At 32.5% G+C, this 17737-nt stretch carries 12 protein-coding genes; 9 read left to right on the top strand and 3 right to left on the bottom strand.

Annotated elements, in window-relative coordinates; translation table 11 throughout:
- Positions 1 to 105: 105 nt before the first annotated feature.
- Both QBK95_RS01205 and QBK95_RS01200 read right to left on the bottom strand, forming a co-directional pair.
- Complete coding sequence (locus tag QBK95_RS01205; protein ID WP_280929690.1) at positions 106 to 906, bottom strand: type 1 glutamine amidotransferase domain-containing protein; 801 nt, start codon at positions 904 to 906, stop codon at positions 106 to 108.
- A 96-nt stretch (positions 907 to 1002) separates the two neighbouring features.
- On the bottom strand, positions 1003 to 2049 hold the full coding sequence (locus tag QBK95_RS01200; protein ID WP_280929688.1) for a helix-turn-helix domain-containing protein: 1047 nt from the start codon (positions 2047 to 2049) through the stop codon (positions 1003 to 1005).
- Positions 2050 to 2257: 208 nt separating this feature from the next.
- Between QBK95_RS01200 and QBK95_RS01195 the strand changes: the two genes are divergently transcribed.
- Complete coding sequence (locus tag QBK95_RS01195; protein ID WP_280929686.1) at positions 2258 to 2797, top strand: NADPH-dependent FMN reductase; 540 nt, start codon at positions 2258 to 2260, stop codon at positions 2795 to 2797.
- A 3-nt stretch (positions 2798 to 2800) separates the two neighbouring features.
- Positions 2801 to 4108, top strand: a complete 1308-nt coding sequence (locus QBK95_RS01190) for an anthranilate synthase component I family protein (protein WP_280929684.1) — start codon at positions 2801 to 2803, stop codon at positions 4106 to 4108.
- A gap of 18 nt (positions 4109 to 4126) precedes the next feature.
- Here the strand turns inward: QBK95_RS01190 and QBK95_RS01185 are convergent, their stop codons facing one another.
- Entirely contained in the window at positions 4127 to 4831 is a 705-nt protein-coding gene (locus QBK95_RS01185) for a hypothetical protein (protein WP_280929682.1), read from the bottom strand.
- Between the two features lie 126 nt (positions 4832 to 4957).
- Between QBK95_RS01185 and tilS the strand changes: the two genes are divergently transcribed.
- The 7 genes from tilS (at position 4958) to QBK95_RS01150 (ending at position 17728) form a co-directional block, all read left to right on the top strand.
- Complete coding sequence (tilS, locus tag QBK95_RS01180; protein WP_280929679.1) at positions 4958 to 6304, top strand: tRNA lysidine(34) synthetase TilS; 1347 nt, start codon at positions 4958 to 4960, stop codon at positions 6302 to 6304.
- On the top strand, positions 6304 to 8298 hold the full coding sequence (locus QBK95_RS01175) for a protein-disulfide reductase DsbD family protein (RefSeq protein ID WP_280929677.1): 1995 nt from the start codon (positions 6304 to 6306) through the stop codon (positions 8296 to 8298). The genes tilS and QBK95_RS01175 overlap by 1 nt, the downstream gene beginning before the upstream one ends.
- Positions 8299 to 8396: 98 nt before the next feature.
- Complete coding sequence (locus tag QBK95_RS01170) at positions 8397 to 8936, top strand: Crp/Fnr family transcriptional regulator (RefSeq protein ID WP_280929675.1); 540 nt, start codon at positions 8397 to 8399, stop codon at positions 8934 to 8936.
- Between the two features lie 308 nt (positions 8937 to 9244).
- Positions 9245 to 11614: a spondin domain-containing protein gene (locus QBK95_RS01165; protein ID WP_280929673.1), complete on the top strand. Its 2370-nt coding sequence runs from the start codon at positions 9245 to 9247 to the stop codon at positions 11612 to 11614.
- 335 nt (positions 11615 to 11949) lie between these two features.
- Positions 11950 to 13779: a hypothetical protein gene (locus tag QBK95_RS01160; RefSeq protein ID WP_280929671.1), complete on the top strand. Its 1830-nt coding sequence runs from the start codon at positions 11950 to 11952 to the stop codon at positions 13777 to 13779.
- Positions 13780 to 13961: 182 nt separating this feature from the next.
- Positions 13962 to 15863, top strand: a complete 1902-nt coding sequence (locus QBK95_RS01155; protein ID WP_280929669.1) for a CocE/NonD family hydrolase — start codon at positions 13962 to 13964, stop codon at positions 15861 to 15863.
- 20 nt (positions 15864 to 15883) lie between these two features.
- Entirely contained in the window at positions 15884 to 17728 is a 1845-nt protein-coding gene (locus QBK95_RS01150) for a DUF885 domain-containing protein (protein WP_280929667.1), read from the top strand.
- Positions 17729 to 17737: the final 9 nt, after the last annotated feature.

Here is a 17737-nt window from a genome sequence, read left to right as displayed (position 1 = left end):
TCTATTTCCTGAGGAATGATAGATTGTTGTTGCGCAAAGGCGTTCAGAGTAAATAGGAAAGTTAGAATATAAGTTAATTTTAGTATTCTCATAGTAATTAGATATTTAATATATAGTTTGATTACGTATTGTTTCAATCACTTTTTTTGCAACAATGCTAGCACTTGTTGGATCTTGTCCTGTAATGATTCTATCATCTTGTAGATAGTAATTATCCCAACCATCTTTAGAGAATTTAAAAACACCTCCATTTTCAATAGCTTTTTCCTGAATAGAAAATGGAAATTCTTGATAATAACTGGCTTTCTTATTTTCAAAAACATCAGGGAATCCAGTAATGTTCTTACTAGAAATTAGAAATGATCCATCTTCTTTCTGAAGATCAATAATACCTGCTGTACCGTGACATATAGCAGATATGATTCCATTATTTTTTTCGTAAATGTTCATGGAAATCTCTTTAATTTCTTTTGATTCTGGTACTGTGAACATGGCACTTCCTCCACCAGTATAATACACAGCAGCATAATTTGTATAATCGATTTGTATAGGAGATTTGGTATGCTGTAACTTATCCATAAAGCTCGCATCATATAGATATTTTTTAGTGATAGTATCAGAGCTGTAGATATATCCAACAGCTATTTCTCCTCCATTAGGGCTTACAAAATCTACTTGAAATCCTTCTTTTATAAACTCTTCATATGCAAAAATGATTTCAGGAAAATGATTTGTAGATTCAATATCCGAATCTCCATAAAAATGGGCATTACTGGTAACAAATAGTATTCGTTTTTTGTTTGATGATTTTGTAGCGATAGACATTGTGGTATTATCCTTCTCATTACTGATAGTTTGACAACTTATAAGAATGAATACAAGAATGTATGATATAATTTTTTTCATGACGAAAAGTTTACACAACATTACATTTTATGTGTGTCAAAAGGATTTTGGAAAATAAATCAGGAGTACTGAATTATTAATCAGGAATAAAAAATATTAATCGGTAATCGACTTACGGTACTTTAAAGGTGTGGTACCAGTATGTTTTTTAAAAGCAGTGTAAAAAGCAGATTTCGAATTAAATCCACAATCATATCCGATGGCTTCAAAGGAATAATTTACCTTGCTGCGGATCATTTTTTGAGCTTCTTCGATCCGTTTCCCATTTAGATAGTCAGAGAAACTTATTTTCATATTGTCATTTAAAAGTAAGGACAATTTATTAGGAAGTATATTAAGTTTTTTTGCAATTTTAGATAAAGTAATATCAGAGTTCTTGTAAAATTCTTTTTCAGTTATTAACTGTTCCAGATTCATTATAAGCTGTTCTGCTTTATCATTGTCAATTCTTTTTTCTCTATATCTAGGTGGGTTTAAAAAGATAAGCTCGTTACGTTTTTTTGCAAACAACAATAACAAAATGAGTAAATAAAAGACAAAAGAAAAAGATAAGGCACCTACAATATAAGATGTATAATTTCCAGTAATAAAAGCAAGACAAATTATAGTATTGCCCAAATAAATACTTAAAAGCCATAGCCTGAATGTTACAACCCCTTTTTTAGTTTGCTTAGTTTTTTCAAAGTTTTTCCAAACGATCAATCCAGAAACTATAACATATATCGCCCATTGCCCATAGATAAAATAAATAAATAAAGTAACCCAGGTTTTTTCATAACTGCTTCTCGGGAAAACCAAAAACAAGACCAGAGCAATAGGTGTTAAAATGGTAAAATGAGTTTTGAGTTTTTTTGGTATGGAATCTATAACCTCTAACGCCGTACCAACATAAAAATATAATAGCGGGCCAATAAACCAACATGCAAACAGCCCAATTTGAATATAAATATCTGCTAAATCATCATTAAAATAAAAGAAAACAGATTTGCCGATGCGTACACTTAATGCAAGTAATAGTAAACCAAGAAAAATATGACTCTTATGTGATGGTTTTACATAAAAAAGGAAAAACAGCCCCACAATTATTCCATTAAATGCTCCAAAAGCGCTAAAAAAGAATAATAATTGAGATTGTATATCCATAAACTGGGATTGATTTTAGATTTCAAATATAAAAAAAATGAAGAGCATATTTTTATGCTCAAGTAAATCATAACGCATTTATTTTGTGGTTAGCGTTACATTTTTCACCAAACTAATAGTTAAAATCTAGAACTTATTTTAATCAAGAGTGGTTGTTTTTTGTAGCTGCTTTGAATTTAACTACTTTTGACTTTAAACTCAATTAACAATGAAAAAAATTCTTGCTTTTGCTGGTTCTAATAGTAGTTCTTCTATTAATCAAAAACTTGTAGAATATGTTGCTTCAGAAATAACAGATCATACCGTTAAAGTTCTGAAACTAGTTAATTATCCCATGCCTATGTATAGCGAAGATGAGGAGAAAAATAATGGGTTTCCTGGGATGACATTGGGATTAAAACAAGAAATATCAGAAGTAGATGCTTTGATTATTTCGGTAAACGAGCATAATGGTACTTGGAGTGCGTTTTTCAAAAATGTGATGGATTGGTTATCGAGATTAGATAGAAACTTTCTTGAAGGGAAGAAGATATTATTAATGAGTACTTCTCCAGGTCAACGTGGTGGAATAGGTTCTCTAGAATATGCAAAAAATGTATTACCTCGATATGGAGGAGAGATTATAGAAAGCTTTAGTTTCCCATCTTTTTATGCTAATTTTTCTGCAGAAAATAATGAAGTCACTGATGAAACACTTTTATTGGGATTAAAGGAAGTTCTAAGTACTTTTGCGCATCAAATTAAGTGATAAGTGCGGAGTACCAAAACATATACCTTACATAATTCTTCTGAATTTAAAACCAAACTATTACAATGGGCTCAGCAGTTCAATGAGATTATATGGTTAGATTCTAATATGTATTCACAACAGTATTCCAGTTATGATGCTGTACTAGCGGTTGATGCTTTTACCCTTATTAAAACTGATTATTATAATGGTTTTGATAAACTAAAGGAATATCAGGAACAGACAGCTGATTGGATTTTTGGCTATCTATCATATGATCTTAAAAATGATACGGAGAAGCTTGTCTCCGAAAATGAAGATCATTTAGGCTTTCCAGACCTATACTTTTTTCAACCTAAGAAAATATTTCTTCTAAAAGAGGATATACTAGAGGTTCAGTATCTCAGTATGGTAGATGATGAAATAGAAGAAGATTTCCAATTAATTAATACGTTTCCTTCTTCAATAAAGGTTTCTACAGAAGATTCACCTTGCGGAAAGGTTAAAATAAGTTTAAGAATAACTAAAGATGTCTATAAAGAAAAGATTCATCAAATGCTTGCGCATATTCATAGAGGAGACATTTATGAAGCAAATTTCTGTCAAGAATTTTTTGCAGAAAACAGTTGTATAGCACCATTAGAAACCTATTATCATTTAAACCAGATTTCGACTCCTCCATTTGCAACGTTCTTTAGAATGAATCAGCAATATTTGCTATCTGCCTCCCCAGAAAGATATATAAGAAAAGAAGGGAACCGAATAATATCCCAACCAATAAAGGGAACTGCAAAAAGATCACAAATTGATGAGGATGATAAAAGATTAATTGCAGAACTACAAAAGGATCCTAAAGAAAGATCAGAAAACGTAATGATTGTGGATCTTGTAAGAAATGATTTATCCAGAACAGCAATTAAAGGCTCAGTAATGGTAGAGGAGCTGTGTAAAGTTTATTCATTTAAACAAGTACACCAGATGATATCCACAATAACTTCAGAAATTGATTCTGGAACCTCTCCAATTGATGTTTTAAAAACAACGTTCCCAATGGGAAGTATGACTGGAGCACCTAAAATATCTGCGATGCATATTATTGAAGACTTAGAGGAATCTAAAAGAGGATTATATAGCGGAGCTGTGGGGTATTTTACACCGCAAGGTGATTTTGATTTTAATGTAGTAATCCGAAGTATTTTATATAATGAAGACAAACAATATATTTCTTATACTGTAGGTGGAGCCATTACTGCTAAATCTGATCCTGATAAAGAATATGAAGAATGTTTGATTAAGGCCAAAGCAATGAGAGAAGTGTTAGAAGGACTGTAGTTTACAAAACATCACAACTTATATAAGGTTCTTTCTAAAACTCTTTCTTACATCGATAATCGTTTCTTTTACTTCTTGCGCAGTGATATCCTGAATTCTTGCTATTTCTTCAAAATTTAACTTCCCAAAAACGAATAAATCGATAATTTTAGAAGTTTCTAGAGGTAACCAACTATAAAATTTACCTAATAATTTTTGTTTTTTATTTTCAGAAGACTCTTCGGCTTCAATTACTTTAAGAATGGCAGAATCTGCATCATCATATATAAACAATTGCTTGTTTTCTGAATCTTGATGATAAGAAATATCATTTAAATCTTCATTCATAATTAATTCGTTATCAGCTTCTGAAGTGAAATTCTCCTCAAGTTTATTGAGTTCTTCCTTTAGAAAATAATTCGTGCTAATACATCGTTGATGCCAGCCTTCACTTATATATAATTCATCTATTAGATGATCCGCTATCCTAAAAAGTTTTAACTCCAGAGATAATCTATCCATATCAATATCAAGATGATCTTCATCATACAGATTTACAATAGCATCATCGATAATACCATTAGAACAATACATATTTCTTGGTAAAATACCTGTGCTCTCGGCGATATACAATCGATGTTTTACATAAGGATGTAGATGAGGAACCACTGATAATAACTTTTTACCAAACTCTTTTCTATGATTATCTTCATAATATTTAGGCATTTCATCGATCATATTCATAATATCAAAATTTTAAGAGTTCTTTAAAAATAACAAAAACCAATGGGTTTTTGTGTTAAAAATCTGAAAATCAGTCAATAAAGATGAAGAAAAGAAAGATTGATCTACATATACAAAATCGTATATTTGAAACATGTCTTAAGACAAATAAAGAAAACATTGATAGAACAGTTTAAAACTCATATAAAGAATCATTTATCCTTTCTTAATGAAAGTAAATTACTTATCGCATGTAGTGGAGGATTAGATAGCATGGTATTGACCTACCTTTGTAGTTCTCTTGATTTAGAATTTGGGATTGCACATTGTAATTTTAAGTTAAGGGAAGCAGAAAGTGATGGAGATGAGAAATTTGTTTCAGAAGTTTCAGATAAATTAGGAGTTGCATGTTTTGTGACTAGTTTTGAAACTGAGAAATATGCAAAAAAACACAAGATTTCTATCCAAATGGCAGCAAGAACCTTACGATATAAATGGTTTAGTGAGCTTCTGCTAGAATATCAATATGATTTTGTACTTACAGCGCATCACAAAGATGATAATCTGGAAACATTTCTAATAAATTTATCAAGAGGCACTGGTATTGAGGGGCTTACTGGAATTCCTGAAATTAATGATGTTTATGTTAGACCACTATTACCGTTTTCAAGAAATCAGATTTTAGAGTTTGCTAAAGAAATTAATATAAGTTGGCGAGAAGATAGTAGTAATGGTGATACTAAATATCTTAGGAATAAACTTAGGCATAATGTGATTCCAGAACTTACTTCGGTAAATCCAGAGTTTTTACAAAACTTCGAGACTACTTTAAACCATTTAAAACAAGCAAATACGTTTGTTAAAAACCAGGTAGATAGGGTTAGAAAAGATGTATTCGAATATTCAGAATTAGATACTATTAAAATACCGATTCATAAACTTCAACAATATGATGATCCAAAAACTTACTTATATTTTTTATTAAAAGAATATGGTTTTACGGCATGGAATGATATTTTACAAATACTAACAGCACAATCTGGTAAGCAAGTGTTTTCATCTACACATAGACTTGTGAAAAATAGAGCAGATTTATTATTGTGTCCAATAATTGAAGATATTTCGGATCGAATTTATACAATTCCAGAAGAAGAAAATATGATTATGATTCCTTCAGGAATGCTTAAGTTTAAAGAGGTTTTTGGAATATCAAATCACGACCTTAAAACCATTTATGTAGATAAAGAAAAGTTAAAATATCCATTAGTTGTAAGAAAATGGAAAGAAGGCGACTATTTTTATCCTTTAGGAATGAAAGGCAAAAAGAAGCTAAGTAAATATTTTAAAGATGAAAAACTATCTTTGCTAGCCAAAGAAAGGGTCTGGTTATTATGCGCAGGAGAAGACATCGTATGGGTCATCAATTACAGAGCAGATAACAGATTTAAAATAAGCCCCAAAACTAAACAATTACTAAAAGTAACGATAACCTAATGAGGAAAACGCTATTACTACTGACTACACTGTTGTTTTCAACAACTTTATTTTCACAGATTTATGAACCTATAAAATGGAAAAGTAGTGTACAAGAAGAATCCGAAAACGTGTATACTTTATATTTTGAAGCAACCTTGGATAAAGGGTGGCATCTCTATTCTCAGAAAGAAGTAGAAACGGATGATATCGCTCCTACAGCTACAGAATTCACTTTTTATAATGAAGATAAAGCGTATGAGCTTATAGGGGAAACTACAGAACCCGAAGGCATTCAAAAGTTTGATAAGGTTTTTGAGATGGATATCAAATATTTTGAAGGAAAGGTTGTTTTTGCTCAAAAAATAAAGAGATTAGATACGTCGCTCTCTACTATAAAAGCAGAAGTGTTTTTTGGTGTTTGTGATGATGAAAAATGTTTAGCTCCTGATATAGTAGAATTTAATCTAAAACTATCTGGAGGAAACATAAATGCTATAGAAAGAAGTTGGACTTCTGACGCTTCTTCAGAACAGAGTGAAAAAGTTTCAGGTGCTTCTGATCATGTAAAGAATACAGAAGAAAAAGAAGAACAAAGAGGTCTGTGGAGTACATTTATTTTAGCTTTCTTATCTGGTTTTGCAGCGCTTTTAACACCCTGTGTGTTTCCTATGATTCCTATGACAGTAAGCTTTTTTACAAAACAAAGTAAAACCAGAGCTGCTGGGATAAGGAATGCGATCATATATGGAATTTTTATTATCGTAATCTATGTAGGATTAGGTTCTGTCGTTACTGCAATTTTTGGAGCAGATGCTCTAAATGCACTATCCACGAATGTTTGGTTTAATTTGTTGTTTTTTATACTACTTATAGTATTTGGATTATCCTTTTTAGGCGCTTTCGAAATTATGTTACCTAATTCCTGGGCAAATAAAGTAGATAGACAAGCAGATAAAGGAGGTTTGATAGGAATCTTTTTCATGGCGCTTGCACTGGCAATAGTTTCTTTTAGTTGTACTGGTCCAATAGTAGGTACCATTCTAGTAGAGGCTGCATCAAAAGGAGGTATTGCACCTATTATAGGAATGCTAGGGTTTTCTTTAGCAATAGCCTTGCCGTTTGCGCTTTTTGCAATGTTTCCTGGATGGTTGAATTCTCTTCCTAAAAGTGGAGGATGGCTTAATACTGTAAAAGTTTTTCTTGGTTTTTTAGAGTTGGCGTTTGCATTTAAGTTTTTATCCAATGCAGATTTAGTACTGCAATTGGGCTTACTTCAAAGAGAAGTGTTTCTAGCAATTTGGATAGCTATTTTCGGTACATTAGGACTATATCTTTTAGGAAAAGTAAAACTCCCACATGATTCACCAACTGAACATATTTCTGTAGGTAGATTATCGATGGCATTGTTAACACTTGCGTTTACGGTGTATTTGATACCTGGATTATGGGGTGCACCTCTAAAATTGATTAGCGGTTTCCCACCACCTTCAACCTATAGCGAATCGCCTAGAGGCTTTGGAGGCTCAGGAAACGAAATATCAAATAATGAACTCCCAGAAGGGGCGAAATATGGAGAACATAATATCATTTCATTTACTGACTATGAGGTAGGTTTAGCATATGCCAAAAAAGTAAATAAACCAGTTCTTATTGATTTTACTGGATATGCATGTGTTAATTGCCGTAAAATGGAAGAATATGTATGGTCAGAACCAGAAGTTTTGAAGATCTTAAAAAAAGATATTGTATTAGTTTCATTGTATGTAGATTATAAAAAAGAACTTCCTGAATCAGAACAATATGTTTCAAAGACAACGGGCAAAAAGATAAAAACTGTTGGGAATAAATGGAGTGATTTTCAGATTACAAGATATAAGGCAAATGCACAACCTTATTACGTTTTGGTTGATCACAAAGAAGCAAACCTAATAGATCCTATTGGTTATACACCAGATGAAGTCGCATATGTAAAATGGTTGAAAAGAGGACTGAATAATTTTCCCAAAAAATAAAACGCTTATAGCTGTATAAGTTTTTATTATGGTACTGTTGTAAGGACGGATTTAATTATCGACTTTATTCCTAAGCTAAAGTGTAACTAACAACGTCTATGGAAAAAATCGACTTATCTCAGTGTTTCCCATTTATTGAAAAAGATCTAAAAGATGAAATTATGTCTTTTGGTGAATTTAAGAATGTTCCAAAAGGTGAATATGTAGTAAGACAAGGAGCTTACTTAAGTTTTTTGCCTATTATTTTAGATGGATTGATCAAAATGTATGCAGAAGAAGATGAGGTGGAATTTCTATTATATTATATCCATCCCAATCAATGTTGTATTCTGAGCTTTAATCATTTATTCTCTCAGCAGCCAGTTCGTTTTTCTGCTAAGACAGAAGAAGAAACTCAAGTGTTATGCTTACCAATGAATAAGGTGAAAGAATGGTTTATAAAGTATCCATCCTTTACACAGATTATTTTAAAAGATTTTCAACGTAATTATGAAGATTTACTAAATACAACTAAGCAAGTGGTCTGTTATAAAATTGAAGATAGATTGGTTAATTATTTAAGTGAGAAAGCCAAACTTCAAAATTGTAATATGATCCTAATGTCTCACAAACAAATAGCTGGTGATTTAGGCACATAGCGAGAAGTTGTTTCCAGAATAACTAAAAAATTACAAGCCTCTAATTTATTAATTCAACATAAACGACATATCGAATTGACCAAAGGTATTTACTGCAAAAACTAGGGAGTACTTTACAATAAAAAAGCATCACAGAAACATCGCAAATTCGCGATGTTTCTGTGATGCTTTTTTGTATTTAAAATATTGATAATCAATAAATTAAATAACATTTTTTTAACTTTTTGAAGTGACTTTTGTCACCGTTTACAACTTCGTGGTGGATATATATTTGCTCCATATTGATGAACAAATAAAATGTATAAATCATGAAAAAAAATTTAATTTATTTAATTGTTGGACTGTTTACATTTATCTCATGTGGTGATGATGATGATATTGTAATACAACCAGATGGGGAAACTGATGACGTAATTAATCAGGTAGTGTTTAATGAGGTAAAATATCAAGGTACAGACTTGATAGAAATCTTTAATAAAGGTGATCAGGAAGCTGATTTAAGTGATTATTGGTTATGTCTTGGTCCAGGAACTTATCAAAGAATAGGGGATCTAACACCAGAGAGCGGAAATATTGCAATTCCAGCTGGTGGATACTTAGTATTATCGTATGATTTACCAGATACTAGTGGAGGTTTAGGACTGTATAACTCAAATGCTTTTACTGATGCTGATGCACTGGTGGATTTTGTACAATATGGAGCTGGCGGAAGTGCTAGAGAAAATATAGCTGTAGCAGCAGGAATATGGACCGCAGGAGAGTTTGTACCAACTGTGAGCAATGCAGATAATAGTATTGTATTTGATGGAGAAGGAGATGGAGCAGCCAATTGGGCAGAAACAACAACAGTTACTTTTGGTGCAGCAAATATGTTAACTGTTCCTGTAGAAGTAAGATCAATAGTATTTAATGAAGTACAGTATGGGAGTAGAGATTTAGTAGAGATTTATAATAACGGAGATGTAACTGTAGATTTAAGTTCATATTGGTTATGCTTAGGCCCTGGTACTTATGTACAGATAGGAAATATTACACCAGAGAGTGGAAATATTGAATTAGCATCTGGTGAGTTTTTAGTCTTACCATATACAATGCCTGATGATCAAGGAGGTTTAGGATTATATTCTGCAAACCAGTTTACTAATCCAGATGCCATTATGGATTTCGTACAATGGGGATCAGGAGGAAGTACACGTGAAAATGTTGCAGTATCTGCAGGAATATGGACTGCGGGAGAATTTGTTCCAACAGTTAGATTAGAAAGTTACAGTATTGAGTATGATGGAGAAGGAGATACAGCTGCAGATTGGAGCGAAGAAATTAATCCATCTTTGGGAGTAGCAAATGATGTAGAAAACCCTACAACCACATTTAATGTAACTCTTAGTAATACAGTTAATTATCTAAATGTTCACACTTTTACTACGCCAGTAGGAGCAGGAAGTCCAGGACCATTAACAACCAATGGAGCACAGTACCAGGTATCTTTTAAAGCGGTTCCAGGAACTAAATTTACTCCAGTTACTATGATGGGTAATAGTAATGACTGGTTTTTAGCTCCAACGAACTTGGATGGAATTGATTTATTTCCTAATGGTCAGGCACTTAACGGAGTAGATATTGCTAGTCAACTTTCTTTATATGATTTAGGAACAGAAGCTGATAATGATCCAGCTACTTTTCCACCAGCAGGAGCTAATGTTGGACCAGCAGATGCAGATCCATTGGTTCGTTTGGTACCAGGCAGAGATACAGGAGATATTTATATGACAGCAACGCTTGATTATGCTAATGGAGATGGAAATTCTGCAGGAACATTTACATTAACCATTACAGCGATCAATACCCCTAATGCAGGTATGGCTCCAAGTTCTGATAACGGATTTGTAATCACACCAGGAATCGTGGTACTACATGCACAAGGAGAACCATTGTTTACTCTTGGAGAGGAAGATAGAGGAGTGGGACTAGAAGGTATTGCAGAAGATGGTATGCCAGGAGCTTTATACAATTGGTTTACAGAAACTGGATCTCAAGGTGCTCCATTACGTTTATCATCATCTTTAACACCTTTTTCTCCAGCATTTATTTATGCTTTTAATACAGATAGTGACCCTTGGTTTACTCAAGGAACACAGGCAGAAGCATCTAATGGTTTAGAAGAAATAGCTGAAGATGGTAATAGAATGGTAGCATATAATTACTTAAAAGATTTCGGAATTCCTGTAGCGCTGAGTAATGAAATGGGACCTATTGGACCAGGGGAATCCTATACTTTTACAATTGAAGTACCACAAGGACAAAATTATAAATTTGGATTTGGAACTATGTTTGTAAAATCTAATGACTGGGTGGTAAGCTATAATAACGCTGGATTACCATTATTTGGAGAAGATGGAACCACTCCATATTCAGGAACTGATCTAAGTACTAAAACATATTTGTATGATGCCGGTACAGAAGAAGATCAACCAGTAGGATTCGGAATGGATCAGGTGATGAACCAATCAGGACCGAATACTGGTAATGCAGATGCAAATACTACTATCAGAAGGGTGTCAAATCTGGAAGATGTACAATTTGGAAAAGGAGTTATCGCTAGTCCTCCAGGTGTTACTTGGTCTGGAGATTCTAGAGGAGGATATAATATCATAGAGCTTAATTTTCAACCGCAATAAGTAACTAAGAACACTATATATTTGGGTATAAAATATGTTCTTAGCATCAATGGGCCTTCAGTATTTACTGAAGGTTCATTTGTTTTTGATAAGATAATGTTACGATAGGTTTTAAACAATTGTTCTAAAGGCTTTGGTATACTTTAATGCATATAGATTTATGTATATCTCATATATAAACGAGTGTTTTTATAAATTTTTTTGTAGGAAAAAACGTGTTAATACACTAGGAGTTACTTTTTATACTTCAAAACAAGTTGTTCATACATACCAGATATACATTAAACAAATGTGTCTTTACATTTGAAAAAAAATTAATTGTAAAAATTATTATTATGAAAAATTTAAAGAAAACATTTTACCAAGGAACGCGAATTTTGACCCCTGTATTGACTGCAATGGTTATATTATTAACTGGTTGTGAGAAAGATGACTTACTAGAATCTACAGCAGAAGAGATTCAAGAACCAGTTATCGAGCAAGTAAATAGTAAAAATTTAAAAGGATTGCCTAATCAATTGTACAGTGGTTACGATATAATGGGTTATCTCGAACCAGGTTCAGCTGTTAATTCAGCATTTACAGATTTAAAAGATGGAGTGAGAATAGGTGGTACCGAAACAAATTATAGCTTGAGTTATATTTCAAACGAACAAGAAATAGATGAGTTCTTCTCTTTACAAACAAGCTCAAATATTTCATTCGAAAGAAATACACCAGGTTTACAGAGTGTTAATGGTGAAGTAGGCTTTGAAACTAATTTAGAACAATCGTTTAAGAGTAATACCAAACAAGTGTTAACCATAATACAAGCAACCGTTAGTGGACCTAAATTGGAAAGATCCCTTACTAGTGGAAGTGAAACATTAAGCACTGGTGCAATAGACCTTATTAATAAATATACCAATGCTACAAGTGCTTTCGCAAGATTTGTGCACAAGGATAATTTTGAACGAAATTATGGACAAGGTTTTGTTAGTTCGATCACTAAAGGATTTAAATTTTATTTTGTCTATAGATTGGATTATAGTAATACTAAAAACGTTACGAGCTCAGAGATAATAACGACTCTAAGCGGAGGTGCTTCAACTCCTGTAGGTGGCGGTTCTGCTAGTTCTGAAATTAGTACTAATACTATAAGATCATTACAAAGTAAAGGAGTTGTAATTACAATTGATGTATACTCAAATCCTATATTTACAATATCTGAAGCCCCAGAACCAGGTACTGGAGCTCTAGCCAATATTGCTAATAAATTTGTAGAAGATGTTAAGAATACTCCTTTCGATCAGTTACCAACAGTTGATTTTACAGTATCTAATTACAATCAACCTCTTACTAATAGTAGTGAATTTGATAATCCAGCTGCAGCAAAAACATTTTTAAATCAATTGTATAGAGAAGTAGGTACGCAAGAAAAGATCATTATTAATCAAAGAAAGAGATTAACCGATATCCAAAACCTTAGAAATCAATACCTGCAATTTGCAAGTACATATTCTAAATCTGTAAATCTTAGTGTGTTAGATTATATTAATAATGAATTTGACGCTTTGTCGAAAAAAGTATCAGAGCAAGGAGGTGATTCCGTTAGCGACAAAAAGGTTTTGGATCATAAAAAAAATCTTGACAATCTAAAACAAACGGTCTTGAATGATAATTGGATAAATGTTAATAAAGTACAACTATTTCTTCCTAGTATAGGTGATGCTACTCAAGGAAAAAGGTATATAAAGACTAATGATACATTCCTAAGTTTTCCAACTACTCCATATTTATCAAAAAAATCTAGTCATTTTAAAATTGTCGTAGTGAATAGAATTAAAGGAGCATCTATATTCCAAAGAAACTCTAGACCAATATATAGGATTTTTCATAGTAATGATAGAAAGTTTGATACTTCTATAGGTACTACAAGTGATGCCAATAATAATTTACTAACTTTTAATAAGGAAAGAACAAATAGTAATTGGTTCGTGGATCGAGTAAATAAAGAAACAAACCTTCGCTATCCTACGTATCATATATATAAAATAGTAAAAGGAGAAAGAAGATATATTACTGTTGCTGCTAATAGTAAATCTCGTGGAGATTTCGAATTAAGAGCTTCTAATGATGGTCGTGTTAAGAATGATAATATTTGGCAATTCCATAATGAACAATAAAAGTAACTAAGAACAGTACGAATTGGGGATAAATTAAGTTCTTAGTTTCCAGGAGCCTTCAGTAAACACTGAGGGCTCTTTTTTTTAGTTGAATGAAATTATAAGATTGTTAAAATCTCCTTAAAAGGAGGCTAGTCAGCATTCCATTTTTTTATCTTCAGCCTTCAACTAAACTCAAACAAATGCGATCAACTAGAATACTATTATTAAGCTTTCTTAGTCTTTTCTTTTTTGTTTCATCTTGTAACAATAAATCGGATGTAGTACATGATAAAATAGCTCAAAAAGAAACTCAAACAATAGAAAAAAAGGATGCTTACGAAGTAAAGGAACATTATTCTAAACAAGAAGTGGATATTGTAATGAGAGATGGGACTAAGCTTCATACCACTATTTATTCACCAAAAGATACCAGTAAGAAGTATCCTATTTTAATGCAAAGAACTCCCTATAGTTCGAGACCCTATGGAGAGGATCAGTTTCGATCTAAAATTGGTCCGAATGAATTCTTAATGAAAGAAAGAAATATTGTTGTATATCAGGATGTAAGAGGTCGTTGGATGAGCGAAGGAGTATACGATAATATGAGAGCTTATATTCCAAATAAAACCGAAAAACAATTTGACGAAGCAAGTGATACCTACGATACAATAGATTGGTTGGTTAATAATGTAGAGAATAACAATGGAAAAGTTGGAGTTTGGGGTATTTCATATCCAGGATTTTATGCTACATATTCTTTGTTAGATGCGCATCCAGCATTAAAAGCTGTTTCTCCGCAAGCATGTATTGGAGATTTCTTTTTTGATGATTTTCATCATAATGGAGCGTATTTATTGAGTTATTGGAGAGCAACTGCGGTATTTGGTTATGAAAAAACTAAACCAGTAAAAGAGGCTTGGTATACATTTCCAGAATTGAATACTAAAGATCAGTATCAATTTTTCTTAGACGCAGGTCCACTTAGTAATTTGGATCAATATTATAAAGAAGATAATGTTTTTTGGACACAGCTGAAGGAACATCCTAACTATGACGAGTTTTGGCAGAAGAGAGGAATCATACAACATCTTAAAGACATAAAACCTGCAGTAATGGTTGTAGGGGGATTGTTTGATGCAGAAGATTTGTATGGCCCTTTCGAAACTTATGAGAAAATAGAAAATAATGGCGAAAACTATAATATTATGGTTTTTGGACCTTGGAGTCATGGAGATTGGGCAAGAAATAAAAAACGTCAGGCCATTGGTAATGTATATTTTGGAGATGACCTCTCGTTGAATTTTCAAAAAAATGTAGAAACCAAGTTTTTTAATCATTTTCTAAAAGGAGAAGGAGATAAAAATACAGGGTTATCTGAAATCCAGATTTTTGATACAGGAAAGAAGGAATGGAATACCTTTGATAGTTGGCCCCCAAAGAATGTAGAAAAGAAAACTTTTTATTTATCTGGAGGTGATATTGCAGATGGCGCGGGTAATGGTTTTTCAGAATTTATAAGTGATCCCAAAAAACCTGTTCCGTACTCAGAAGATATTAAAATGGTATTTACACCCAGAAAATACATGACAGATGATCAACGTTTTGCTGCGCGTCGCCCTGATGTGTTGATATATGAAACTCCAGTACTAGAAAAAGATATGACTCTTTCTGGCGAAATATTAGCCAAACTAAAAGTAGCTATTACGGGAACAGATGCAGATTGGATAGTGAAACTTATTGATGTGTTTCCTGCGGATGCAGAGGATACAGAAGAAACCCAAGAGTATTTAAAAATGTCGAATTATCATATGATGGTGCGAAGTGAAGTACTAAGAGGAAGATTTAGAAATGATTTCAGCAAACCTGAAGCTTTTATAGCAAATCAGAAGACAGATGTAAATATTAAACTTCAGGATATACATCATACTTTTTTAAAAGGACATAAAATTCAGATTCAGGTACAATCAACCTGGTTTCCTTTTATAGATCTTAATCCGCAAACTTTTATTCCGAATATATTTAATGCGAAAGCATCGGATTTTAAAAAGCAAACCCACAAAGTATTTGATGATTCATCAATCGAAGTTTCCATTTTAAACTAACTAAACCTAATTCCTAACAGATGAATAAAGTAAAAATTGGTATATTATTTTTTTCTTCGTTTCTAATAATTTCTAGTTGCAAAAAAGAAAATAAAGAGACAGAAACGGTAGTCTCTGAAGAACAGTTAATCGAAGAACATTCTACAAAACTTAATGATTGGTTCGAAACCCAGTTTCAGGAAGAAGTTGCAAATTCTCCTATGACCCAAACGTATCTTGGAGTAAAAACTGAAGATTATGGTAAATGGGATGACATTTCCTCAAAAAAAGAAGTTGAAGATCTGGAGAAAGCTAAAAGAAGATTAGCGTATTTAAGAGATTCTATAGATGTTACGATGCTAAATGAAGCTACTGCATTGAGTTATAAATTGATGAAAGAGGATTTAGAAAATACTGTTGAAGATTTTCAATATCGTTTTTATAATTATCCCGTCAATCAAATGCATGGAATGCAAGCAGAAATCCCAGCATTCTTGATTAATATGCATAGAATAGAGGATAAAGATGATGCACAGGCATATATCTCTAGACTTGATGGAATGGATGAACTATTTACACAATTGGTAGAAAATATAAAGATAAGAGAAAAGAACGGTATTGTTCTTCCAAAATTTGTATTCGCTAAAGTACTTAATGATAGCCGAAATCTAATTACAGGGAAACCTTTTGATCAATCTAATAATGAGAGTACCTTATTATTAGATTTTAAAGGAAAAGTTTCCAAATTGGAATTACCTGAAGAAGAAGAAAAGGAATTAATATCCAATGCAGAAAAAGCATTATTAGAAGGAGTAAAACCAGCTTATGATCATTTGATAGCAATGTTAGAAGACCAACAACAAAGAGCTACTATAGAAGATGGAGCCTGGAAATTTCCAAAAGGAGATGCATTTTATAACAATGCCTTAAAGCGTACAACTACAACTACAATGTCCGCCGAAGATATCCATCAGTTAGGATTAGACGAAGTTGCCAGAATCCATAAAGAAATGAAAGATATTATGGGACAGGTTAAGTATGAAGGAACATTGCAAGACTTCTTTAAATTTATGAAAGAGGATAAAAAGTTTTATTATGCTAATGACGCAGAAGGTAAAGCATCTTATTTAAAAAGAGCTGTAGGATTAATCGATAATATGAAATCGAGAATGGATGAACTTTTTATTACTAAACCTAAAGCAGATATCATTGTAAAGGCGGTTGAGCCTTTTAGAGAAAAAAGTGCTGGAAAAGCTTTTTATCAAAGAGGAACTCCTGATGGCTCCAGGCCAGGAACATACTATGCGAACTTGTATGATATGGAAGCTATGCCAATATATCAAATGGAAGCACTAGCATATCATGAAGGAATCCCTGGACATCACATGCAGATTTCTATTGCTCAAGAGTTAGAGAATATCCCCAAATTCAGAAAATTTGGAGGATATACAGCTTATATAGAAGGATGGGGATTGTATAATGAGTTTCTACCAAAAGAAATAGGATTGTATAATAACCCGTATTCGGATTTTGGAAGATTAGCTATGGAATTATGGAGAGCTTGTCGATTAGTTGTAGATACAGGGATACATGCTAAAAAATGGACCAGAGAGGAAGGTATTAAATACTATACTGATAATACACCTAATGCAGAGAGTGATGCCGTAAAAATGGTAGAAAGACATATTGTAATGCCGAGTCAAGCTACTGCGTATAAAATAGGCATGAATAAAATATTGGAATTACGTGAAAATGCAAGATTAAAGTTAGGAGATACATTTGATATTAGAGAATTTCACGATGTAGTCTTAACAAATGGAGCCGTTCCACTGACCATTTTGGAGGAACTGGTTAATAATTGGATATCAAGTAAACAAGGAGAATAAAAAAACAAC

The organism is Aquimarina mycalae (genome assembly GCF_029906345.1).
Taxonomy (GTDB): Bacteria; Bacteroidota; Bacteroidia; order Flavobacteriales; family Flavobacteriaceae; genus Aquimarina.
Note: the sequence above shows the minus strand (reverse complement) of the source record. Positions and strands in the feature narration are given on the sequence as shown.